The organism is Kribbella sp. NPDC050820 (assembly GCF_040653975.1).
In the GTDB taxonomy this organism is placed as follows: Bacteria; Actinomycetota; Actinomycetes; order Propionibacteriales; family Kribbellaceae; genus Kribbella.
This window is the reverse complement of sequence record NZ_JBFAHB010000040.1, coordinates 33,794-57,168: the sequence shown is the minus strand read 5'-3', so window position 1 is coordinate 57,168 and position 23,375 is coordinate 33,794. Positions and strand designations below refer to the sequence as shown.

Annotated in this window: 23 protein-coding genes; 13 read left to right on the top strand and 10 right to left on the bottom strand. The window is 68.0% G+C overall.

All coding sequences use genetic code 11. From position 1 onward, the window contains the following. Positions 1 to 541 precede the first annotated feature (541 nt). The 8 genes from AB0H36_RS29020 (at position 542) to AB0H36_RS28985 (ending at position 11,727) form a co-directional block, all read left to right on the top strand. The gene (locus AB0H36_RS29020) at positions 542 to 1,555 is read left to right on the top strand and encodes a LacI family DNA-binding transcriptional regulator (protein ID WP_360530251.1); all 1,014 of its coding nucleotides are present in this window, start codon (positions 542 to 544) and stop codon (positions 1,553 to 1,555) included. Then, a complete protein-coding gene (locus tag AB0H36_RS29015; RefSeq protein WP_360530248.1) occupies positions 1,536 to 2,186 on the top strand; it encodes a DUF1961 family protein in 651 nt (216 codons plus the stop codon). The genes AB0H36_RS29020 and AB0H36_RS29015 overlap by 20 nt, the downstream gene beginning before the upstream one ends. Positions 2,187 to 2,365: 179 nt before the next feature. Continuing rightward, positions 2,366 to 2,995, top strand: coding sequence for a DUF624 domain-containing protein (locus tag AB0H36_RS29010; RefSeq protein WP_360530245.1), 630 nt, complete (start codon positions 2,366 to 2,368; stop codon positions 2,993 to 2,995). Further along, entirely contained in the window at positions 2,992 to 4,539 is a 1,548-nt protein-coding gene (locus tag AB0H36_RS29005) for an extracellular solute-binding protein (protein ID WP_360530242.1), read from the top strand. Before AB0H36_RS29010 ends, AB0H36_RS29005 begins: the two co-directional genes overlap by 4 nt. A gap of 27 nt (positions 4,540 to 4,566) precedes the next feature. Then, the gene (locus AB0H36_RS29000; protein WP_360530239.1) at positions 4,567 to 5,541 is read left to right on the top strand and encodes an ABC transporter permease subunit; all 975 of its coding nucleotides are present in this window, start codon (positions 4,567 to 4,569) and stop codon (positions 5,539 to 5,541) included. 17 nt (positions 5,542 to 5,558) lie between these two features. Further along, complete coding sequence (locus AB0H36_RS28995) at positions 5,559 to 6,464, top strand: carbohydrate ABC transporter permease (RefSeq protein WP_360530236.1); 906 nt, start codon at positions 5,559 to 5,561, stop codon at positions 6,462 to 6,464. Then, the gene (locus tag AB0H36_RS28990; RefSeq protein ID WP_360530233.1) at positions 6,461 to 9,055 is read left to right on the top strand and encodes a Tat pathway signal sequence domain protein; all 2,595 of its coding nucleotides are present in this window, start codon (positions 6,461 to 6,463) and stop codon (positions 9,053 to 9,055) included. Before AB0H36_RS28995 ends, AB0H36_RS28990 begins: the two co-directional genes overlap by 4 nt. A gap of 5 nt (positions 9,056 to 9,060) precedes the next feature. Beyond that, positions 9,061 to 11,727 carry a Tat pathway signal sequence domain protein gene (locus AB0H36_RS28985; RefSeq protein ID WP_360530230.1) on the top strand — a complete coding sequence of 889 codons (2,667 nt, stop codon included), beginning with the start codon at positions 9,061 to 9,063 and terminating at the stop codon, positions 11,725 to 11,727. A 19-nt stretch (positions 11,728 to 11,746) separates the two neighbouring features. Here the strand turns inward: AB0H36_RS28985 and AB0H36_RS28980 are convergent, their stop codons facing one another. Continuing rightward, positions 11,747 to 12,145: a cupin domain-containing protein gene (locus AB0H36_RS28980; protein ID WP_360530227.1), complete on the bottom strand. Its 399-nt coding sequence runs from the start codon at positions 12,143 to 12,145 to the stop codon at positions 11,747 to 11,749. Positions 12,146 to 12,340: 195 nt separating this feature from the next. On the opposite strand from AB0H36_RS28980, the gene AB0H36_RS28975 reads away from it, so the two are divergent. From AB0H36_RS28975 to AB0H36_RS28955, 5 genes are all read left to right on the top strand, one after another. Further along, positions 12,341 to 13,000, top strand: coding sequence for a helix-turn-helix domain-containing protein (locus AB0H36_RS28975; protein WP_360530225.1), 660 nt, complete (start codon positions 12,341 to 12,343; stop codon positions 12,998 to 13,000). A gap of 101 nt (positions 13,001 to 13,101) precedes the next feature. Continuing rightward, entirely contained in the window at positions 13,102 to 13,239 is a 138-nt protein-coding gene (locus tag AB0H36_RS28970; protein WP_360530222.1) for a hypothetical protein, read from the top strand. Continuing rightward, a complete protein-coding gene (locus tag AB0H36_RS28965; RefSeq protein WP_360530219.1) occupies positions 13,236 to 13,652 on the top strand; it encodes a CHAP domain-containing protein in 417 nt (138 codons plus the stop codon). Before AB0H36_RS28970 ends, AB0H36_RS28965 begins: the two co-directional genes overlap by 4 nt. Positions 13,653 to 13,667: 15 nt before the next feature. Continuing rightward, positions 13,668 to 14,030 carry a hypothetical protein gene (locus AB0H36_RS28960; RefSeq protein ID WP_360530217.1) on the top strand — a complete coding sequence of 121 codons (363 nt, stop codon included), beginning with the start codon at positions 13,668 to 13,670 and terminating at the stop codon, positions 14,028 to 14,030. Positions 14,031 to 14,066: 36 nt separating this feature from the next. After that, complete coding sequence (locus tag AB0H36_RS28955) at positions 14,067 to 14,630, top strand: AMP-binding protein (RefSeq protein WP_360530214.1); 564 nt, start codon at positions 14,067 to 14,069, stop codon at positions 14,628 to 14,630. 44 nt (positions 14,631 to 14,674) lie between these two features. Here AB0H36_RS28955 and AB0H36_RS28950 read toward each other — a convergent pair whose 3' ends face one another. The 9 genes from AB0H36_RS28950 to pdxS form a co-directional block, all read right to left on the bottom strand. Beyond that, the gene (locus AB0H36_RS28950) at positions 14,675 to 16,876 is read right to left on the bottom strand and encodes an MMPL family transporter (protein WP_360530211.1); all 2,202 of its coding nucleotides are present in this window, start codon (positions 16,874 to 16,876) and stop codon (positions 14,675 to 14,677) included. Positions 16,877 to 16,958: 82 nt separating this feature from the next. After that, positions 16,959 to 17,621: a response regulator transcription factor gene (locus AB0H36_RS28945; RefSeq protein WP_360530208.1), complete on the bottom strand. Its 663-nt coding sequence runs from the start codon at positions 17,619 to 17,621 to the stop codon at positions 16,959 to 16,961. A gap of 5 nt (positions 17,622 to 17,626) precedes the next feature. Then, entirely contained in the window at positions 17,627 to 18,775 is a 1,149-nt protein-coding gene (locus AB0H36_RS28940; RefSeq protein ID WP_360530205.1) for a histidine kinase, read from the bottom strand. 64 nt (positions 18,776 to 18,839) lie between these two features. Continuing rightward, positions 18,840 to 19,265 carry a glyoxalase superfamily protein gene (locus tag AB0H36_RS28935; protein WP_360530202.1) on the bottom strand — a complete coding sequence of 142 codons (426 nt, stop codon included), beginning with the start codon at positions 19,263 to 19,265 and terminating at the stop codon, positions 18,840 to 18,842. A 178-nt stretch (positions 19,266 to 19,443) separates the two neighbouring features. Continuing rightward, positions 19,444 to 20,160: an alpha/beta fold hydrolase gene (locus AB0H36_RS28930; RefSeq protein WP_360530199.1), complete on the bottom strand. Its 717-nt coding sequence runs from the start codon at positions 20,158 to 20,160 to the stop codon at positions 19,444 to 19,446. Between the two features lie 300 nt (positions 20,161 to 20,460). Continuing rightward, positions 20,461 to 21,222 carry a YebC/PmpR family DNA-binding transcriptional regulator gene (locus tag AB0H36_RS28925; protein ID WP_360530196.1) on the bottom strand — a complete coding sequence of 254 codons (762 nt, stop codon included), beginning with the start codon at positions 21,220 to 21,222 and terminating at the stop codon, positions 20,461 to 20,463. A 34-nt stretch (positions 21,223 to 21,256) separates the two neighbouring features. Next, a complete protein-coding gene (gene pdxT / locus AB0H36_RS28920) occupies positions 21,257 to 21,850 on the bottom strand; it encodes a pyridoxal 5'-phosphate synthase glutaminase subunit PdxT (protein WP_360530193.1) in 594 nt (197 codons plus the stop codon). Further along, the gene (locus tag AB0H36_RS28915) at positions 21,847 to 22,392 is read right to left on the bottom strand and encodes a hypothetical protein (RefSeq protein WP_360530190.1); all 546 of its coding nucleotides are present in this window, start codon (positions 22,390 to 22,392) and stop codon (positions 21,847 to 21,849) included. Before AB0H36_RS28915 ends, pdxT begins: the two co-directional genes overlap by 4 nt. 17 nt (positions 22,393 to 22,409) lie before the next feature. Then, a complete protein-coding gene (gene pdxS, locus AB0H36_RS28910) occupies positions 22,410 to 23,309 on the bottom strand; it encodes a pyridoxal 5'-phosphate synthase lyase subunit PdxS (RefSeq protein WP_360530321.1) in 900 nt (299 codons plus the stop codon). Between the last annotated feature and the right edge of the window lie 66 nt (positions 23,310 to 23,375).

Here is a 23,375-nt window from a genome sequence, read left to right as displayed (position 1 = left end):
CGCCGAAGGCGGCCAACAAGACAGCCGCCGCGCAGCGGTGACCGCGTGCTCGCCGGAGGTTGGATCCGCCGAGCAGGTTGCCCGTGGCACCAGGTTGTGCCCGCCACAAGCAGTTGACGGAACCCACCGCCGTCAATTGACGGGGATGTCCCCTCGAACGCTGGCTTCTCCCCTTGAGTACGAAGGGAGAAGCCACAACACCAGGGGATATCCGCCTCCGTGAGGCGCCGACGCAACCCCGCGAGGCGGCGCGGTCGCCGATCGCGGTGCGCGGGAAAGCGGTGGGCGCGCCGCCGAAGGCGGCTAGGAGAGCAGCCTCCGCGGAGCGGTGACCGAGCTGCGTGGCGGCGGGTGCGGGCGCCGAGCGCGGTGTGGTGTGCGGGACGTCGGTGGGCGCGCCGCTGGAGGCGGCTGACAGGGCAGGTGCTGCGGCGCGGTGTCCGCTCGCAGCGAAGGTGGTGTCCTCTTGGTGATTTAGACGATTCAATTGGGCGCCGGTAGACTGGGGGTTCTGACGGAGTGTGACCGGTTTCGAGGGACGATGGCGACGCCCAGCATCAAAGAGGTCGCGCACCGCGCGGGAGTTTCGGTGGGCACGGTGAGCAACGTGCTGAACCGGCCGTGGATCGTGGCGCCCGCGACCAGGCAACGTGTGCAGGACAGCATCAGCGCGCTCGGGTTCGTGCGCAACGAGGCGGCCAGGCACCTGCGCGCGGGCAAGAGCCGGACCGTCGGGCTGGTTGTGCTCGACGTGGCGAACCCGTTCTTCACCGATCTCGCCGAAGGCGCCGAGGCGCTGGCGTACGAGCACGACACCGTGGTGATGTTGTGCAACAGCAAGACCGACCCGGTGCGCGAGGGGCATCACCTCGACCAGCTCGAGCAGCAGCGCGTCCTCGGCATTCTCATCACCCCGTTCGACAGCAACGATCCCCGGCTGACAGCGTTGGTCGATCGCGGTACGCCGGTCGTCCTCGTCGACCGTACGGCGGACCGCGGCCTCTGCTCGGTGTCGGTCGACGACCAGCTGGGTGGGCGGCTGGCGGGCAATCACCTGATCGAGTCGGGGCATCGCCGGATCGCCTTCATCGGTGGGCCGTTCAGCATGCAACAGGTCGCGGACCGGATGGCCGGCATCAAGACTGTGGTCGGGCAGGCCGATCACGTCGACCTGCAGGAGTTCGAGGTCGACGTGACGGGCGTCGTCGAGGGCCGCGCGATCGGCGAGAAGGTCGCCGCGATGCCGGCCAAAAGCAGGCCGACCGCGGCGTTCCTCGCGAACGACCTGCTGGCGCTGGGATTCCTGCAGGCGATGGCCGTTGCCGGACTGCGGGTCCCGCGCGATATGGCGATTGTGGGGTACGACGACATCGACTTCGCCCGCGCGGCCGCCGTACCGCTGTCGTCCGTGCGGCAGCCGGCCGAGTTGCTCGGGCGGTCGGCGATGGAGTTGCTGCAGGAGGAGGTCGAGGCGGCCGAGCGGCATCGCCATCGGCAGGTGATCTTCCAACCGGATCTGATCGTGAGGGAGTCGAGTGATTTCAAACGCCGCTGAAACACTCTACGAAAACCCGCTGGCCTCAGCCGAAGACCTAACAACCTTCCGCCTAGAAGGCGAGGGCGCCGTCTCGTTCCCGCTCGGGCGGCTGCGGCTGGAGAGTGTGCGGCCGCCGGAGGACGGGCAGGACGCCAACGTGGTGCTGTGGTGCCCGGAGGACTTCCCGCCCGACATCGCCGTGGAGTGGGACTTCTGGCCGATCCGCGAGCCCGGCCTGTGCATCCTGTTCTTCCACGCGAAGGGCCGCGCCGGCGAGGACCTCTTCGACCTCCGGCCGCGGACCGGGCCGTACGAGCAGTACCACCACGGCGACCTGGACACCTACCACGTCTCGTACTTCCGCCGCCGCTGGCCGGCCGAGCGCGCGTTCCACACCTGCAACCTGCGCAAGAGCTACGGCTTCCACCTCGTCGCGCAGGGACCGGACCCGCTCCCGTCGGTCCTGGACGCCGAAGGTCCTTACAAACTCAGGCTGACCGTCGACCGCGGCCACATCTCCTTCGCGATCAACGACGTCACAAGCTTCGAGTGGTACGACGACCAGCCCCTCGCCGGCGGAAAGCTCGGCTTCCGCCAGATGGCGCCGCTGATCGGCGAGTACGCGAACCTGCGGGTTTCCCAGCTCTAGACGCTACTTCAAGCAGTCCCCCAGGTCTTCGTGACCAGTCTCTGACAAACGCTTTCCGAAGCCTTGACATTGAGACGATTCAACCATACGGTCACATCACTTTTCGCCCGAAACAAGGCAGGGACACCCGTGAAACACTGCCGCCACATCCCCGACCGCCGGCCGGCTGAAGGCTCCCGATGAGCAGCCCAGGTTGGTCGATCAAGCTGTACGACGCCGCGGACGAAGTCGTCTGGGCGATCAAGCTCAACGCGCTGTGGATCGCCTTCACGCTCCTCGGCGGGGTTGCGCTGGGTATCGGCCCGGCCACGCTCGCAGCGTATTCGCTGGCCAGACGCAGGTCTTCCGGTGAATCGTTTCATGCTTTGCCTGCCTTCCGGGTCGCGTTCCGGCGCGAGTTCCGCCGCGGCCAGCTGGTCGTGCTGCCGCTGGTGGCGGCCGCGGTGGTTCTGGTCGGCAACTACCTGTACTTCGCGTCACTCGGCGCGACTGCGTCGGTCCCCCGGCTGGCCAGCCTGCTCGCGCTGGTCGCGCTCGGGGTGATCGCCGCCTACCTGCTCCCGATGGCCGTGCACTACGACCTCCGGGTCCGCGAGTTGTTGCCCAAGGCATCGTTGGTCGCGCTGGCGCGGCCGGCGTCGTCCCTTGTCCTGCTCTTCGTCGCGGTGTCCATCGGCTACCTGTCCGGCAAGTTCCCGGTGCTCGGGATCGTGCTGGCCGGTGGCGGCTGGATTCAGATCGACACCTGGCTCTGCCTGCGCTTCTTCGCCGAGAACGAGGCGCGCCTGCACCTGAAAGGGAACTCATGACCATCTTCTCCCGACGGCGTATCGCCGTCGCCGTCGCAGCCTCGACGGCACTGCTCGCCTCTGCGTGTTCCGGCGGCGGCGACAGCGACGAAGGCCAGGCGGCCAGTAACGAGCTGACGGTGATGGCGCCGTTGTTCGGCACCGCGCCGGACCCCAGCGGCGAGCTGCAGCAGGCCGTCGAGAAGCTCATCGGCAAGAAGCTCAAGATCACCTGGGTACCGAACGCCGAGTACGGCGACAAGTCCAACGTCACGCTTGCCTCGGACAACATCCCCGACGTGATGGTGGTGAACGAGAAGGGCCCGTCGTTCGTGAAGGCGGCCGAGGCCGGCGCGTTCTGGGACCTGACCGGCAAGCTGGACAAGTACCCGAACCTGAAGCCGGCCAACGAGCAGACCGCCAAGAACACGATGACCAACGGCAAGACCTACGGCATCTACCGGGTCCGGCCGCTGCTGCGCTCCGGCATCGTGATCCGCAAGGACTGGCTGGCCAAGCTCGGGCTGAAGGAGCCGCAGACCGTCGAGGAGCTCTACACGATCGCGAAGGCGTTCACCGAGCGGGACCCGGACGGCAACGGCAAGAAGGACACCTACGGCCTGATCATCCCGAAGTGGCCGGGCAACTACGCCAGCGCCAGCCCGTACGACGTGGTCGAGACCTGGTTCGGCGCCCCGAACGGCTGGGGTGAGCGCGACGGCAAGCTGGTGCCGGGCTTCGACACCCCGGAGTTCCTGGAGGCCAACCGCTGGCTGCGCAAGTGGGTCACCGAGGGCCTGATCAACCCGGACTTCGCCACCTTGGACAGCGGCAACTGGAACGACCCGTTCGTGCAGGGCAAGGGCGGCATGATCATCGACGTGAACGTGCGGGCGACCCAGCTGCTCGACCTGTTCAAGGAGAAGAACCCGAAGGACTTCGACAAGGTCACCCTGGTCGGGAACCTGAAGGGCCCGGACGGTGAGAAGCACTCCTACCCGTTCACCGGCTACAACATGGTGATGGCGATCTCCAAGCAGCACGTCCGCACCGAGGAGCAGCTCGACCAGGTGCTGCAGACGCTGGACAAGCTGGAGTCCAAGGAGGGCTCGATCCTGCTGACCAACGGCATCGAGGGCCGCAACTTCAAGGCCGACGGGAAGTACGCCGTACCGATCAACTCCGACGACCCGAAGGTCAAGGCGATCCAGAACGACGTCGACAAGGCCTTCATCCAGCTCGGCACCCGGGCCAGCGTCGGTCTCGGCGCCTACCAGCTGCGGCCGGCCGACGCAGCCAGCCGGGCGATGCGGGAGAAGTTCGACGTGCTGATGAACGAGGACCTGAAGACCGCGGTGTTCAACCCGGCCCTCGGCGTGATCGCCCCGACCGCGGTGTCGAAGGGCCAGACGCTCGACACGATCGTCCCGGACGCCCGGATCAAGTACCTGTCCGGCGCGATCACCGAGGACCAGCTGAAGGCGCAGATCAAGCGCTGGTACGACGGCGGCGGCACGCAGATCGCCCAGGAGGTCAACGACCTGGTCGCCAAGAACGGCGGCTGACCTGTGGCCACTGATCTGGTGCCGGGTGTGGCTCAGCCTGCCGCGGAGGTTTCGCGGCAGGCCCCACCCCCGCAACGCAAACGCCGCGCCCGCGCGGTGCCGCTGTGGCGCGACCTGCTCCGCTACCGCTGGCTGTACTTGCTGCTGCTGCCCGGCCTCGCGTACTTCATCGTCTTCAAGTACCTGCCGATGTACGGCCTGACCATCGCGTTCAAGGACTACGTGCCGTTCCTCGGCTACTCGGGCAGCGAGTGGGTCGGTCTCAAGCACTTCCAGGAGCTGTTCGCCGGGCCGGACTTCGGCCGGCTGATGTTCAACACGCTGCTGCTCGCGCTGCTCACGATCGTGTTCGTCTTCCCGGCGCCCATCATCGTCGCGCTGATGCTGAACGAGCTGCGGGTCAACGTGCTGAAGCGGTCGGTGCAGTCGCTGATCTACATCCCGCACTTCCTGTCGTGGACCATCGTCGCATCGTTGACCTACCTGCTGTTCTCGGTCGACTTCGGGGTGATCGCGAACTGGATCCACGGCCTGGTCGGCGGGCAGAAGACCGACTACGTCGCGCAGGCCGACTGGTTCCGGCCGCTGATCGTCCTGCAGCTGCTGTGGAAGCAGACCGGCTGGGGCACGATCATCTACCTGGCCGCGCTGGCCGGGGTCGACTCGCAGCTGTACGAGGCGGCCCGGGTGGACGGCGCGGGCCGGTGGCGGCAGTTCTGGCACATCACGCTGCCGGCGATCCGGCCGACCATCGTGGTGATGGCGATCCTGACGTCGGGCAACCTGATGGACTCCGGGTTCGAGCAGATCTGGCTGATGACCACCTCGCTGAACCGCGACGTCGCGGACGTGTTCGACACGTTCGTCTACTACATCGGCATCACGCAGGGCGCGTTCAGCTACGCGACCGCGGTCGGCCTGTTCAAGGGCCTGGTCGGTGTCCTGCTGATCTTCGGCTCGAACTGGCTGGCCAAGCGCCTCGGCCAGCGCGGCCTGTTCTGAGAGGGATCGACATGGCGATGACACTGACGAAGCCTCGCAAGCCGTCGGTCCGGTACTACGACTCGGCCGGCAGCAAGGTGTTCGACGTACTGAATGTCGTGCTGCTGACCGGGCTGGCCCTGGTCACGGTGCTGCCGCTGGTCTATGTGCTGGCCGGGTCGTTCGCGACCGAGTCGGAGATCAGCTCGCGGCCGTTCTTCCTGTGGCCGGAGAAGTTCGTCACCGACACGTACCAGTACATCTTCTCCACCGACACGTTCGTCCGCGCGCTGCTGACCACGATCTGCGTGACCGCGGTCGGCACCGTCGTACAGCTGCTGCTCACGCTGACGATGGCCTACCCGCTGGCCAAACGGTTCCTGCCGGGCCGGGCGCTGGTGCTGAACCTGGTGGTGTTCACGCTGGTCTTCAGCGGCGGCATGATCCCGACCTACCTGGTGGTGCGGGACCTCGGGCTGCTGGACAGCTACTGGGCGCTGATCCTGCCGCTGGCGATCAACCCGTTCTACCTGATCGTGGTGAAGAGCTTCTTCCAGGAGCTCCCGGAGGCGCTCGAGGAGGCCGCCCGGATCGACGGCTGCAACGAGCTGAACGTGTTCCTGCGGATCGTGCTGCCGTTGTCGAAGCCGATCATCGCGACGTTCTCGCTGTTCTACGCGGTCGGGATCTGGAACGACTACATGTCTCCTTTGCTCTACATCGACGACAGCAAGAAGTGGACGCTGCAGATGATCGTCCGCCAGCTGACCGCGGCGAACGCCGACTCGGCGAATGTACTGCAGCAGCTGGAGACGGTGACGTTCCCGGAGCAGGGCTTGAAGTTCGCGGTCGTGGTGGTGGCGACGCTGCCGATCCTGTTCTTCTACCCGTTCCTGCAGAAGCACTTCGCCAAGGGCGTCCTGATCGGATCGGTGAAGGAATGACGACCTTACAGTGGCTCGAAACACCTTGTAGACAAGGCACCACGTGGGGCGTCCCCTGGCCCCGCGGCACGGTTGCCGAAGGCACCAGCTTCGCACTGGCCGACGGTACGGCGGTGCAGAGCTGGACGACCGCGACCTGGCCGGACGGCTCGATCAAGTGGTCCGCCCACGCGATCGGCCGGTCGGACCAGCCGGAGTCGTCGTACGAGCTGGTCACCGGAGAGCCGTCCGCTCCGGCTCAGCCGGTGTGCGTCGAGCGCGACGGCGACGAGGTTCGCGTCGCGTCAGGCGATGTCACCTGGTTGCTGAAGGCGCCACACCTGATCGCATCCATCCAGCACAGCGACCAGACCGTCGTACGGGATGTCCGGCTGGTCAGCCTGCGGCAGGATGCGCCCGACGAGGACCTCGGCGGCACCCGGCAGCAGACGACGGCGATTGTCGACAATCTCATTGTCGAACAGGACGGTCCGGTACGGGCCGTGGTACGGCTCGAGGGCAAGCACGGCGACTGGCTGCCGTTCAGCGTCCGGCTGTACTTCTACGCCGGCGCGATCGACGTCCGGATCGTGCACAGCTTCGTCTGGGACGGCGATCCGGACCGGGACTTCCTGGCCGGGCTCGGCCTGAGCGCCGACGTGGTGATGCACGACGAGCCGCACAACCGGCACGTCCGGCTGGCCGGTCCGTCCGGCTTCCTCACCGAGGCGGTCCGCGGCCTGACCGGTCTGCGACGCGATCCAGGTGACGAAGCACGTGAAGCGCAGGTAGCCGGCCGCGCCGTCGAGGAGATCCCCAACCCCGAGGTGTCGAACCGGCTGCACCTGATCCCGCAGTGGAACGACTACACCCTCGACCAGACCAGCGCGGACGGCTTCACCCTGCGCAAACGCACCGGTCCCGGCCACGCCTGGGTGACCATCCCGGCCGGCACGCGGTCACCCGGCTACGGGTACGTCGGTGGCGCCGCCGGCGGACTGGGGTTCGGCCTCCGCGACTTCTGGAAGCTGCACCCGACCCGCCTCGACATCCGCAACGCGGCCACTGACCTCGCCACCGCCACGGTGTGGATGTGGTCGCCAAGTGCACCGGCCATGGACGTGCGCTACTGGCACGACGGCATGGACCAGGACAGCCACGCCGAACAGCTCGAAGGCCTCGAGATCACCTACGAGGACTACGAGCCAGGCTACGGCAACGCGCACGGCATCGCCCGCACTCACGAGCTCACGCTGAGAGTCCACAACACCACCCCGTCGGCCGACGAGCTGGCTGAGCACGCCGTGCTGCTCAACTCCCCCGGCCTGCTCGCCGTCTCCCCCGCTCGCCTTCTGGAGGCAGGCGTATTCGGCAGCTGGAGTCTGCCGACCGCCGACGACCAGGACATCGAAGCCCGGCTGAACTTCCTCTTCCAGTACTACGTCAACCAGCGCGAGCAGCGCCGTTGGTACGGGTTCTGGGACTACGGCGACGTCATGCACACCTACGACCGCGACCGACACACCTGGCGGTACGACGTAGGCGGCTTCGCCTGGGACAACTCCGAGCTCTCGCCGGACCTGTGGCTCTGGTACCAGTACCTGCGGACCGGCCGCGCCGACGTGTTCCGGTTCGCCGAGGCGATGACGCGGCACACCAGCGAGGTCGACGTACATCACCTGGGCCGCTTCAAGGGGCTCGGGTCGCGGCACAACGTGCAGCACTGGGGTTGCAGCTGCAAGCAGGTGCGCATCTCCAACGCGATCTACCGGCGCTTCTACTACTACCTGACCGCCGACGAGCGGGTCGGCGACCTGATGAACGAGGTGGCGAACGTCGAGGAGATGTTCCTGGTCGTCGATCCGCAGCGCAAGGTCCGGCCCGACGTCTACTCCCCCGACCCGAATGCACTGTCGATCGAGCTGGGCGTGGACTGGGGTGCACTCGCCGCCGCCTGGCTCACGCGCTGGGAGCGGCACGGCGACAACCGGGCCCGGGCACGGCTGGTCGGGACGATGTCGGACATCGCGGCACTGCACTACGGCTTCCTCACCGGCAACGCGCGGATGGACCTGTCCACCGGGCGCTTCGACACCAGCCGCAGGGGCATCGCAGTGTCCCACCTGTCGTCGCTCTTCGGGCTGCCCGAGATCTGTTCCGAGCTCATCGACCTGGACCTCGACGTACCCGGGTTCGAGAAGGCATGGCTGGACTACTGCCGGCTGTACCTGCTGCCACCCGAGCAGCAAGCCGCAGAGGTCGGCCAGCCCTTGCAAGGCATCTCACTCGTCCAGGCCCACAGCAGGCTCGCCGCGTACGCCGCCGCCCGGACCGGCGACGCGGAGCTGGCCCGGCTGGCCTGGCGCAAGTTCTTCCTCGACGAGGGCGACCAGCTCAACCGCAACGCCATGCAGCGCGAGGCGGAGTGGAAGACGACCACGATCGACGGCTGCCTGATGCCCGTCGACGAGGCGGCCTTCGTCAGCACCAACGGCGCGGCCCAGTACGCGCTGGCAGCGATCCAGAACCTGTCCCTGATCCCTGAACACCGGAATGACAGAGGTGGAATGGCGTGGAAAACGGCTCAGCGGTCTCCCGACGGACAGTCCTAGCAGGCATGGCCGCAGTCCCCGCGGTCTCCTTGCTGGACAATCCGGTCGCCGCATTCGCAGAGCAGACCGAAGTACAAGACGTGAAACTCACTTGGCTGGAAGGCAAGCCGACGACGGCGGCCGTCACGACGTGGGGCACGCCGTGGCCGAAGGGCGCCGTACCGGCGAACCAGTCGTTTGCACTCAAGGCTGCTGACGGCAGCGACGTACCGGTCCAGAGCTGGCCGACCGCGTACTGGCCGGACGGCTCACTCAAGTGGAGCGCACACGCCATAGCAGTGGACTCACCAGCCGAGTCCTACACTCTCGGTCCTGGTACGGCGGCCGCGCCGGCGCAGGCCGTGACGGTCAAGCAGGAGAAGAGCTACGTCGACGTCGACACCGGCGTGATCAAGGCACGGATCCGGACGAGCGGGTCCGAGCTGATCAGCCAGATCTGGCGTGGTGACGTGGTGATCGCCCGGAAGGGCCAGCTCGTCAACCTCAAGCAGGACAAGATCGCCGAGGACGAGGAAGGCGGCCGCGTCCGGGAGCGCTACGACAGCGACATCCAGAAGGTCACCGTCGAGCAGGCCGGCCCGGTGCGGGCGGTGGTCAAGATCGACGGCCGGCACAAGTCCCGCAAGGGCAAGACCTGGCTGCCGTTCTCGGTCCGGCTGTACTTCACCGCGGGCGCCGAGAACGTGCGGATGGTGCACACGTTCGTCTACGACCGCGACGGGCAGCAGGACTACATCGCCGGCCTCGGTGTGCGGTTCCGGGTGCCGCTGCGCGATGCGGCGTACGACCGTCATGTCCGGTTCGTGGGCGAGGGCCACGGCATGATGGCCGAGGCGGTGAAGGGAATCACGGGACTGCGGCGGGACCCGGGCGCCGTCGTACGGGCCGCGCAGGTGGCCGGGACCAAGCTGCCCGACCCGTCGACGTGGGACCAGCGGGTGACGACCCGGCTGCAGTACATCCCCGAGTGGGGCGACTACACGCTGAGCCAGCTGAACGCGGACGGCTTCACCGTGAAGAAGCGGACCAAGAAGGGGTACGGCTGGATCCCGGTCGACCAGGGCAAGCGCGCGTCCGGTCTCGGGTACGTCGGCGGCGTGACCGGCGGATTCGCCTTTGGACTAAGGGATTTCTGGCAGCGGCATCCGACCCAGCTGGACATCCGGGGCGCGGCGACCGAGGAGGCCGAGGTCACGGTGTGGCTGTGGTCGCCGGAGGCCGGGCCGATGGACACGCGGTTCTACCACGACGGCATGGGCCAGGACACGTACCCGGAGCAGCTCGAGGGTCTCAACATCACCTACGAGGACTACGAGCCCGCCTTCGGGACGCCATACGGGATCGCACGGACCAGTGAGCTGACGTTCTGGGCGCTGGCTGCAACGCCGTCGGCCGCCTGGCTCGGCGACCTGGCCGACCAGGTGCGGACTCCCCCGCAGCTGATCAACCCGGTGGATCAGCTGGTCAGCACGCGAGTGTTCGGCGGGCTCGTCTCACCGGTCGACCGCTCGGTGCCGGCCAAGAAGGCGATCGAGGACCACCTGGACTTCCTGTTCGACTTCTACCGCGGTCAGGTCGAGTCCCGGCACTGGTACGGGTTCTGGGACTACGGCGACATCATGCACACGTACGACGAGGACCGCCGGGTCTGGCGGTACGACGTGGGCGGGTACGCGTGGGACAACTCGGAGCTCTCGCCGGACCTGTGGCTCTGGTACGCGTTCCTGCGGTCCGGCCGGGCCGACATCTTCCGGTTCGCGGAGGCGATGACCCGGCACACCGGTGAGGTCGACGTCTACCACCTCGGCCAGTGGGCCGGTCTGGGCACGCGGCACGGCGTACAGCACTGGGCGGACAGCGCGAAGCAGCAGCGGATCAGTACGGCGATCTACCGCCGCTTCTACTACTACCTGACCGCTGACGAGCGCACTGGGGACCTGCTGTCCGAGCTGGTCGACTCCGACCGCACGTTCATCGTGCTGGACCCGCTGCGGAAGATCAGGACCGAGCCGTACGAGCCGGACCCGCATGCACTCGCCATCGGCCTCGGCACGGACTGGAGTGGTCTGGCTGCTGCCTGGCTGACCGAGTGGGAGCGGCAAGGACCCAAGGCCGAGACGGCGCGCACCAAGCTGCTCGGCACGATGGAGACGATCGCGGCAATGCCGAACGGCTTCGTCACCGGCGGTGGGCTCTACGACCTCGACACCGGGCGGTTCGCTCCGGTCGCCGCGAAGACCGTCAGTGTGTCGCACCTGAGCGCGATGTTCGGCCAGGTGGAGATCTGCGCCGAGATCATCGACCTGGTCGACATGCCGGCGTTCGAGGCCGCGTGGCTGCAGTACTGCCGGCTCTACAACGCCAGCCGGGCCGAGCAGACGGCAGAGTGCGGTGCGTACTTCGGCAACCTCATCCTCCGTCAGGGGCACGCCCGCCTGACCGCGTACGCCGCCGTACGCCTGGATCGGGACGACCTGGCCGCCCGGGCCTGGAAGGAGTTCTACACCGGCGACGGCTACGGTCCGAACCTCCCGTGGACGGCTGAGGACGTCACGTCCACCCTCAACCCGACCCAGTCGGCCAAGTGGGTCTCCACCAACACCACCGCCCTCTACGGCCTCGCCGCCATCCAGACCCTGGCCCTGGTCGGCGACCAGATCGTCAATCCCTGACCTCACGTGACCGTGGACGTCAGCGTGACGTCCACGGTCGCGCAGTGGTCGGAATCGAGTCGTAGCGCGCCGAGACCGCCTTGCGGGCGACCGGGTCCGTGATCGCGTTGGGCGGGAGCTCACCGAGTTCGATGAACATCTCCTCAAGGCCACCGGGCACCATCAGGGTCAGGAATCGGCCGCCACCGGGCCCCGCGGTGATCGTGTGCGCGGTATCCCTCCCGACCAGGACGTAGGTCCCCGGCCCCGCGACGATCGCCTCGCCGCCGACGGTGAAGGTGAACTCGCCGTCCAGCACGAAGAACGACTCCTCGAAACCGCGATGCAGATGCGGCACCGTCCAGGCACCCTCGGTAGTGCCTGCGAACTCCGTCAACGAGAACGCCGCACTGACCGTGCTGTCGGCCAGCACCCTCATCCGCGCCACCCCGAGGTCGACTGAGCGCCCCTGTGCCGGCTGGACCACATGCGCTCGACTTGTCATCGTCCCCACCACCCTTCGGCCGGACCGGCAAGACACCGGCCCACTCCTTCACGGTCGGCACATCGGGGCGCACTCGCAATATCAGATTCTGAAGTTGCCATCGGCCCTGGCGAGGACGACGCTGAAGGGGTGCGTGCATACGGCCAGTTCTGCCCGATCGCCAGGAGTTCCGAACTGCTGGCCGAGCGCTGGACGCCGATCATCGTGCGCAATCTGCTCAACGGCTGCCGGACGTTCAACGAGATCCGGCAGGGCGCGCCCGGTATCTCCACCGCCTTGCTGACCCAGCGCCTCGACCTGCTGGAGCGGCACGGCGTACTTCGTCGTACGGTCGAAGGGCGCGGGGTGACGTACGAGCTGACCGAGATGGGCCAGGCCCTCCGGGCGGTGCTCGACGCGATGGGTCAGTGGGGCGCCCACTGGCTGGAGATCGAGCCGCACCACCTGGACCCGGCGTACGTGCTCTGGGCCACCATGAAGCTGGTCGACCTGGACCGGATCCCAGCAGGTACGACAACGGTGCGGTTCGACCTGCGCGACCGGCCCGCGGACACCCACTGGATGATCCTGCGCCGGCCGCAGCCCGAGCTCTGCACGCGGCCCAGTGGGTACGACGAGGATCTGGTGTGCCGGAGTGATTCGGCGGCTCTCGTCGATCTGCATCTCAAGCGGCTGAGCTACCGCGCCGCGATCCGGACCGGCCGGGTCGAACTGATCGGGCCGCCCGGGCTGACCCGGCAGTTCCGGACCTGGTTCCGCACCAGCCCGTTCGCCGACTTCGCCAGGTAGCTCCTTAAGGACGCTTTAAGTCTGTCTGAAGGCCGCTGCGGATGGTGTCGGTGAGGGGCCGGTCCGCCTGGGCCGGGCTTGGAACCGAGGGGGAGAGCAGGATGGACGACGAGACGCCGGTCGAGACGGGGAACTACCCGCTGCCGGAGGACGGAGCGCAGGACCAGGTCGAGCAGACCCGGCTCCCGCAGTACGACGAGGACCTGGTGGACGGGGCGACGCTGGAGTCGGAGTCATGAGCGGCACCGTGCGGGACCTGCTCACCTGGGCGGCAGCGCAGGTGCGGACGATGGAGCAGCCGCTCGGGTCGAACAAGAACCCGTACGCCGCCAAGGCCGGGCACGCGAACGGGCAGGCCTGGTGCGCGACGTTCCTGGTCGCGGGGTGGAAGGTCAACAAGGTGCCGCTGGTGCCGGGCACGAACAGCGCGTTCACCCCGACCATGCAGAGCGGCTTCAAGAACGCGGGCCGGTTGTTCAACAGTCCGCGAGCCGGCGACGTCGGTTTCCTGTTCGACCGGGATCTGGGCCGGATCGCGCACGTCTTCTTCGTCGAGCGGGTCGAGGGCGACTTCGTGAAGACGATCGAGGGCAACACCAACCTGGACGGCAGCAGGACCGGCATCGGGGTGTTCCGGCACAGCCGGCGCTGAGCCGGCGGCGCGACGATGATCCGCGGCTTCGGCCGGCCGAACTACAAGACCGTTTCAGCGCGTGGCGGCGCCGGTAGTGCGGGACTGCCGACGGTGTCGGCGGCCGCGGTCGCGAGCGCTGCCCGCAAGGACGCGCCGGGTCCGCAAGGCGCGACCTCGCATCCGGCCGCGGTACGGATCGTCGAGGCGGCGCTGGTGGCCGAGGGACTGCTGTCCCCGGCGTTCGCCAAGGACGGATCGTTCGGCACGGTGACCATCAAGGCCTATGCGCAGTGGCAGCGCAAGCTCGGCTTCACCGGCGCCGACGCCGACGGCATCCCCGGCAAGGAGTCGCTGACCAAACTCGGCCTCCGCCACGGCTTCAAAGTCGTGGCCTGAGCACATCGAGGAGATCCCCGCGCAAGCTGGGTGGCGGTGCCTGCGCGGGGATGGTGGTCATCCTCCGGTCGTGTCTGGCGAGCCGGGCATCGGCAAGACATCGCTGCTGGAGTCCTCGTTGACGGCATCCTGGGTGCCGAGGTCGCCGGGCCGGGAGCGAGCGTCGGGGTGTGCGTGCCGCGTTCGCCCGAGATGCTGGTGGCCCTGCTGGGCATCCTGAAGTGCGGGGCGACATTCGTACCGCTTGACGGCGACTGGCCGGACGAACGTTTCCGCCACGTCGTCAAGGATGCCGGATGCACGGTGGTGCTCAGCGACCGGCCGGAGCAGCTCGCCGAACGGCTCGACGCTGTCGAGGCGCTTGCCCTCGACGGGCGGACGCTGCCGGCCGACGACAGCAATCCGCCGTGCGCCTCAACCGCCGAGATCACCGCCCTGGTAGGCGGGCAGGACCCGCACGTACCAGCCGCGGACTCACCAGGCTGGAGCCGGCACACCAGCGCACCCGTGCAAACCGGCGTCCTGCCCGGAGACCACTACTACCTCCTCGACAACCACCCCGAAATCATCGCGCGCATCAGCTCATCACTCGTGCCTTGAGGAGGTCGACGAGCGTTACCGGCCGGGACACGGCAATCATGCCGTCAGTGGTATCTGCCAGGCGTCGGCGCGACCGTGGCCTTCGTTGGCGGGTTGGGGCCCTCGACGCGTACGTCGGGGAGCCAGGTGAGCCAGGAGGGCAGGTACCAGTTGCGCTCGCCGAGCAGCTTCATCGTTGCCGGGACGAGGACGGAGCGGACGATCGTCGCGTCGATCAGGAGTGCGACAGCGATGCCGAAGCCCATTTGCTGGAAGGCGATGGTGTCGCCCATCGCGAAGCCCCAGAAGACGGCGATGATGATGAGTGCGGCGCCGGTGATCAGGCGGGCCGTCGAGCCGATGCCGAAGGAGATGGCGGCGTCGGTGTCGCCGGTCTCGGTGTAGCGCTCACGGATGCGGCTGAGCAGGAAGACCTGGTAGTCCATCGAGAGACCGAAGAGGACGGCGAACAAGAAGAGCGGGACCCAGGCGTCGATCGTCTCGGCCTGACTCAGCCCGAGGAGCTCGTTGCCGATGCCTTCCTGGAAGACGAGCACGAGCAGTCCGTACGCCGCTCCGACCGACAGCAGGTTCATGGCGATCGCGGTCGCGGGAACGACGATCGAGCGGAACGCCAGCGTGAGCAGGAGGAAGCTGAGTCCGAGCACGAACAGCAGCACGAGTGGGAGCCAGAAGTTGACGGTGTCCTGGTAGTCGAGTTCCTCGGCGGTATCGCCGCCGACGTACACCTCGGCGTCAACACCGGCGAACGCGCTGGGGACGACCTCGTCGCGCAGCCCACGGACCGCCTCGATCGCTCCCTCGCTGTCCGGATTGGCCGCGATCGCAACCGTGACGCGGGCGACCGTGCCCGCCTGGTTCGCTTCGACGACAGGTTCCCCGAAGATCGGGCGGCGCGCGATCTCCTGCTCGAGCCGAGTCACAGCGCCTTGGACGGCGGGACCGCGGACGTCTCCGGCGATCGCGATGTCGACCGGCTCGGTCGACTCCTTCGGAAACTCCTCGCGGAGGAGGAGGTAGCCCTGCTTCGACTCGAAGCGGTCAGGCAGGGTCGCCGCCCCCGACGTACCTGTGTCGAGCGCGAGCACCGGGGCCGCCAGCGCGAGCAACAGGCCGGCGCTCAGCACCAGGCTGATGGCGGGGCGGCGCATGACCCGGTGGACGATGGCGCCCCAGAAGCGGCCCTCACGGCCTGCCTGCTCGGCTGCGCGGCCGAAGAAGGGGATGCGAAGCGCATTCACCCGGTCGCCGAGCAGCGCGAGGACCGCGGGGAGTAGCGTCAGCGCGGCGATCACGGAGACGATCCCGACCAGGATCGCGCCGGCGGCAAGGCTGCGGAAGATCGTGCTGGGCACCAGCAGGAGCCCGAGCATCGCGAGCGCGAAGGCGATGCCGCTGAAGAGGACGGCCCGGCCGGCGGTGGCGCCGGCGGTGGCGATGGCCTCGAGCTTCTCCTGCCCGCGCAGCCGCTCCTCCCGATAGCGGGAGAGGGTGAAGAGCGAGTAGTCGATTCCGAGGGCGAGGCCCATGCCGATCAGCATGTTCTGGGTGAAGACGGACAGGTCGTATGCCTGCGCGAGGAGTGCGACGAGCGCGAGGGAGACCACGATCGATGCGAGCGCGACCATGACCGGAACGAGGCCCGCGACGACCGCGCCGAAGACGAGCAGGAGGATGACGAGCGCGAGTGGAACGCCGAAGAAGAGCTCGCCCTTCTTCAGATCCTCCAGCGACGCGGCGTCCTCGTCGGCGTCCGCGATCCAGCCGCCGGTCACCGCCGCTGCGTAGCCAGGCTCGTCATCGAGGCGCTGAACCGCGTCGACCATGTCCTCGACCTTGTCCTCCCCGTCGCGGCCGAGCGCGACCTGGAGCACCGTCGAGTCCCCGTCCTGCGACACGAGGCGCTGGTTCTCGTCGTACGTGACGACGCGGACCGCCCCGGCCGCGCGCAGCTCATCCGCGAGCGCGACGACTCGCGAACGCGACGCAGCCGATGCGATCTTGCCGGCCTCGGCCCTCACGACGACGACCTCGCTGACAGCGTCGCCGCTCCTCACCTCTTGGGGAAAGCCTTCGGCGAGGACCCGATCGGCCTGCTTGGACTCGGTCGTCCTCGTGATCTCGGCCTCGCCCTCGAACGCGAGGAGCGTCGCCACCAGCGTGAAGGCGCTGATGATGAGGACGAGCCATACTCCGACGACGAGCCACGGTCGACGGCTACACACCAGCGCGAGCTTTTCGGTCACACGCCGACGCTAATCACGCCTGGGTGGTTCAGGCATCGCCCTGCGGGCCCGAACCGCGCCACGACCAGGGGTGGAGGCCGTCCTACGGCGTACGGCCCGGGGTGACGACACCGTGGTCGTAGGCGAACACGATCGCGGCAGCTCGGTCCCGCACCCGAAGCTTGGTGAAGATGCTGCCCACACGCGTCTTCACCGTCGCCTCGGCGATGTGCAGGGCCGCGGCGATCTCGGCATTCGTGGCACCGCGCGCCATCAACCGCAGGACGTCGTGCTCGCGGTTGGTGAGCAGGTCGAGCCGCGCCGCATCCCGTGCCGCCGGGGCGACCACCCGCCGGTACCGCTCGAGCAGCCGCGGCGCGACCGCCGGATCGAACCAGGCTCCGCCGCCGGCGACCGCACGAACCGCCGCGATCAGATCCTCGGCGGACGAGGACTTGAGCACGAACCCCGCCGCGCCGGCCTCGATCGCGCCCCACAGCACTTCGTCCTCACCGAAGGTCGTCAGCACGAGGACCACGAGGGGGTTCTCGGTGGCGCACAAACGTTTCGTCGCGGCGATGCCGTCGAGAGCCGGCATGCGGATGTCCATCAGGACGACGTCCGGCCGTACGGCGGGCAACTGCTCCACCGCCTGCCTGCCGTCGGCGCACTCGGCCACGACCTCGAAACCGTCCGCGGGCGAGAGGATCCGTGCCAAGCCACCACGCACGATCGCCTGGTCGTCGACGAGAGCAACGCGGATCATGGCGTTCACGGTCCTGGTGGTAGCTGGTTGTCGACCGTCAGCGGAAGCCGGCAGTTCAGCTGCCAACCGTCGGGCGTCGGGCCGGCCACGAGGTCGCCGCCGAGCGCACTCGCCCGTTCTCCCATGCCGATCAAGCCGTAATGAGGCCGCTCGGGATCAGTCGCCAGTGCGGTGGCGACGGGTCCCGAGGTCTCGGCCACGAGCCGAACGTCCTCAGCTGACAGCTCGAGCCCGAGGACGGTGTGCGCGCGCGGCGCGTGCCGGGCAGCATTCGCCAGCGCCTCCTGAGCGATCCGGTAGAGCGCGACGCCCGTCCCCGGTGAGATCCGGGTGAAGTCTCCGCGCATTCGCAGTTCGACAGCCAGACCTCCGGCCCGGGCCTGGTCGACGAGCGCGGGAATCTCTCTGGTGGACGGGAGTGGCGGTGCGACTCCCGCCTCGTCGTCGTGACGGAGCAGCGTCACCGTACGCCGCAGTTCCTCCATGCTCAGGCGGCCGACCTCCTCGGCCGATCGCAGCGCTTCCTCGGCGGACGCCAGGTCGCGGTGCAGTACGTGCCGGGCGCTCGTTACCTGAAGCATCACGGCGGCCAACCCATGCCCCACGAAGTCGTGGACGTCACGAGCGATCCGACGGCGTTCAGTCAGCAGCGCCTGCTCGGCGAGCTGACGGCGGGTGCTCTCGAGCTCGACCACGAGTCGATCCTGGCGCGCGACCGCGCGGCCGACGATCCAGATGAAGACCGTGGCGACCATCCAGATACCGACGGCGACCTCCATCGGATCCTGGACCAGGGCCACCAGCACCGGTGTGGCCGCCGCGAGCACACCGAGCAACGCCGCCGCGAGTGGCCGAGACCAACGCGCGGCTGCGAAAGCGAGCAGAACGACATTGAACATGACCGGCTCGAGCTGCCCGGAGCGCTGTACCACGACCACCGGGATGACCAGGCCGACGGAAACGGCGGCGAGTGGCACGTTGGGGGCGAAGGCCCACAGGCCGAAAGCGGCGATCGGCACCGCCGCCAGGACGATGTCGCCGGCCGACGACGGCTGCGTGATCGCCGCAACGAGGCCGAACGCCAGAGAGAAGAACGGCACAACGCGCCGAAGGCCCTCGGCTTCGAACCACCCTCGAGCCGAACCTTGCACCACAAGCAGACTGTACTGCGCGACTCTGGACATCTACATCATCCGCGCACCGGAGCCCGCCGCCCCATCATGGCGGATCGGCGGGCGCGGTCGTCGCGCCTTTCGCCGGCCGCGATCCCCACTGTCCGAGCGCGAACCGCGTCCCCTCCCAGTCCTCGAACATCGACCACAAGCCGAAGTGCATCTCCGCGGGCGGTGCAGGGAAGCGCACGCCTCGCCCAGTCAGTTCGGCGTAGGTCTGCTCGATGTCCTCGCACGTCAGGAACACATTCGAGTGCGGGAGCGCGTCGGACACCCGACGCCTCGGCTCGTCACTGGGACGGCGGCTCAGCACGAGGACGACCGAGTGATCGGGCGCCTCGACCTCAATCCAGCGTTCGTCACCGTAGAACTCGTCCCTGACGACGTCGAATCCGATTGCGCCGCTCCAAAACTGCTTTGCCCGCTCCTGATCATCGACCGGCACGACGACCTTGGCGACTCCAGTGATCATCGCGAACCCCTTTCAGCAATCACTACCTCGGGCCACGACGACCCGGACCTCGATTGCTCTCGCCATGCCGCAGACGCTGCCACCGCCCGAACAGTTCCACATCAGCCCACGGGCCCGAGCTTCGGTTCGACCCCAGGTGGAGCAGTGACTGAGCAAGGCCTTCCAGGCCTCTCATCGGTCAGGCCTTGAGGAAGGCCTCGGCGAGTTCGGCCGGACGCGTGAAACAGGCCTCGTGGCTGCCCGGTGCCGGCATCGGGGAGACACCGAGACGCTCAGCGAATCGGTGCCAGCCGAACTCGCCGGGCGGCAGCGCGATGTCGTTCTCGCCGAGGAGAAAGGCCACAGGCACGCCTAGAACGTCGAGCTCCAGCGGGGCTACCGGTTCGGTGAAGTACTGCATTGGCTGCGGCAGCAGCAGGCCGTGGACCATGCGCTGGACGTCCTCGGGGGCATCCGGCATGAAGGCGGCCTGCCACACCTCGAACGGCATCGCGACCGAGTTGTTGCCGGAGGCAGCGGCTTGTCCGTCGAACAAAGCCTGGTAGTTCGGCGGCACCTCGTCGTACAGGCTCCTGCCCTCGGCCGGCACGAACGCGCTCCAGAACACGAGCTTGCGCAGCCGCGACGCGAGCCGCGGGGCCGCACCGGCGATCACGTATCCGCCCCAGCTGTGCCCGACCAGCGTGACGTCGCGCAGGTCCTCCCCCTCGACCAGCTCGACGACCGCGTCGACGACATCGCCCAGCGTGTACGACGTGGGGTCGTCGCCGTCGGCCAGTCCGGGCAAGGTCGGCGTGAGCACCCGTTGACCCGCGGCCCGCAGCTGCTCGGCGACCGGCCGCCAGGCCCACCCGCCATGCCAGGCACCGGTGATGAGGACGAACGTTCCAGCCATGGCGCACTCCTTACGACGGGCCGTACGACGGATTGCTGGAATCGTGCCATCAGCTCTGACGCTCGTCAAGATTTTGACACACTTCAAGCAAGAAGGAAGGGCTGGGGAACACCCCAGCCCTTCACCTCAGGCGTTGGCGGCTTCCATGATCTCGTCCGAGACGTCGAGCCCCCGTCGGAGACGGGAAATCAAGTACAGCGCGTCAAACGCGAACTTCAGCTCACTGACGCCATGATCTCGTCGGAGACGTCGAGCCCCCGTCGGAGACGGGAATCAAATACAGCGCGTCAAACGCGAATTTCAGCTCACTGACGCCATGATCTCGTCGGAGACGTCGAAGTTCGCGTAGACGTTCTGGACGTCGTCGCTGTCCTCGAGCGCGTCGATCAGGCGGAAGATCTTGCCGGCGCCGTCGGCGTCGAGCTCGACCGTCATCGACGGGACGAACTGCACCTCGGCCGACTCGTAGTCGATGCCGGCGTCCTGCAGCGCGGTCCGGGCCCCGACCACGTCGGTGGCCTCGGTGACGACCTCCCAGGACTCGCCGAGGTCGTTCACCTCCTCGGCGCCGGCCTCCAGCACGGCCTCCATCACGTCGTCCTCGGACAGCGACTTCCCGTCCTGGTCCTTGGCGAGCACGATGACGCCCTTGCGGTTGAACAGGTAGGCGACCGAGTTCGGGTCGGCCAGCGAGCCGCCGTTTCGGGACATCGCCGTCCGGACGTCCGCGGCCGCGCGGTTGCGGTTGTCGGTCAGGCACTCGACCAGCATCGCGACGCCGTTCGGGCCGTAGCCCTCGTACATGATCGTCTGGTACTCCGCGCCACCGGCCTCGGCGCCGGAGCCGCGCTTGACCGCGCGGTCGATGTTGTCGTTCGGGACCGACGACTTCTTCGCCTTCTGGATGGCGTCGTACAGGGTCGGGTTCCCGCCAGGGTCGCCACCGCCCATCCGGGCGGCCACCTCGATGTTCTTGATCAGCTTCGCGAAGAGCTTGCCGCGCTTCGCGTCGATGACGGCCTTCTTGTGCTTCGTGGTGGCCCACTTGGAGTGGCCTGACATGGCGAACCCAACCCTTCGTGCTCCTGCAACTGACTCAGAGGCTGCGGACCAGCTCGGCGAAGTAGCCGTGCAGCCTGGCGTCCCCGGTCATCTCCGGATGGAACGACGTGGCCAGCAGCCGATCGTGACGAACCGCGACGATCCTACCCGCGGCCGGGCCCGACCTCACGGTCGAGAGTACCTCCACGTCCCGTCCGACCCGCTCCACCCACGGTGCCCGGATGAACACCGCGTGGTACGGCGTGTCGAACGCCGCGAACTCGAGGTCCGCCTCGAACGAGTCCACCTGCCGGCCGAACGCGTTCCGCCGAACCGTCACGTCGAGCCCGCCGAGGGTCTCCTGACCCTCGATGCCGCCGGTGATCTCGTTCGCCAGCATGATCATCCCGGCGCAGGTGCCGAACACCGGCATCCCGTCCGCGATCCGCTTCTGCAGCGGCTCGAACAGCTCGAACGCCCGGGCCAGCTTGTCCATCGTGGTCGACTCGCCACCCGGCAGCACCATCGCGTCGACCCGCTCGAGCTCGGCGGGCCGGCGGACCGGCACCGCCTCGGCACCGACCTGGTTCAGCATGGCCACGTGCTCCCGCACGTTGCCCTGCAGCGCGAACACGCCAATCACGCTCAAAGCGCCACCCTTCGTTGCCAGTCGAGGGCCACCTCGATGCGGCCTTCGTCGAAAACTGCGGGCAGGTCGTACTGGTTCAGCAGGGCCAGCACGTCCTCCAGGAGCGGTTCGCCCGGCGCGACGTTGGCGGTGTCGGGATGCCAGACCTTCAGCTCCAGCATCCCGAAGTCCACGGCGTGCCAGACGTCGGTGTCGGTGAAGAACACCAGACCCTTCGGATCCGCGGCCGCCTCCAGCGCCTGCCTGGCCGCGTGGTGGTCCGACGTGTAGCGGACCACCACCAGTCCTCGGGACTCCAGCTCGGCCAGTACGGCGTCCAGCCGGTCGGGATCCGTCGTCGCAGGCCAGCCTGCCGCCTCGGCGTCGAGGTCGATCACCGCTTCACCGATAAGCAGCGGCACGAGCGCCGCCGCGTCCATCGACGGTGCGTCCTCCTGCACGGCCTCCGTCAGCGCGGCCGTGATCGCCGCGTGGTCGGCGTACCCGGACCGCACCAGGACGCGGGCCAGCCCGCGAAGCTCGCGGGCTGTCCGCTCGTCCACGGACTGCAGGCTGTTCGTCACCAGCCGCGCTCGGCCAGGCGGTGCGGCTGCGGGATCTCGTCGACGTTGATGCCGACCATCGCCTCACCCAGGCCGCGGGAGACCTTGGCGATCACGTCCGGGTCGTCGTGGAAGGTGGTCGCCTTCACGATCGCCTCGGCGCGCTGGGCCGGGTTGCCGGACTTGAAGATGCCGGAGCCGACGAACACGCCCTCGGCGCCGAGCTGCATCATCATCGCGGCGTCGGCCGGGGTGGCGATACCGCCGGCGGTGAACAGCACGACCGGGAGCTTGCCGGCCTGCGCGACCTCCTTGACCAGCTCGTACGGCGCCTGCAGCTCCTTGGCCGCGACGTACAGCTCGTCCTCCGGCAGGTTCTGCAGCCGGCGGAGCTCCTGGCGGATCTGGCGCATGTGGGTGGTCGCGTTGGACACGTCGCCGGTACCGGCCTCGCCCTTGGAGCGGATCATCGCCGCGCCCTCGGTGATCCGGCGCAGCGCCTCGCCCAGGTTGGTCGCGCCGCACACGAACGGAACCGTGAAGGCCCACTTGTCGATGTGGTTGGCGTAGTCGGCCGGGGTCAGCACCTCGGACTCGTCGATGTAGTCGACCCCGAGGCTCTGCAGTACCTGGGCCTCGACGAAGTGACCGATCCGGGCCTTGGCCATCACCGGGATCGAGACGGCGTTGACGATGCTGTCGATCATGTCCGGGTCACTCATCCGGGAGACGCCGCCCTGCGCGCGGATGTCGGCCGGGACCCGCTCCAGCGCCATCACCGCGACCGCGCCGGCGTCCTCGGCGATCTTGGCCTGCTCGGCGGTGACCACGTCCATGATCACACCGCCCTTGAGCATCTCCGCCATCCCGCGCTTGACCTTCGCGGTACCGGTCTGGGGGGTCTGGTTCTCCGTCACTGCTTCCTCCTGGTCCTGGGGCACGTCTCCAGGTTAGGGGCCGCGCGGCACCTATCCTCAGTCCAC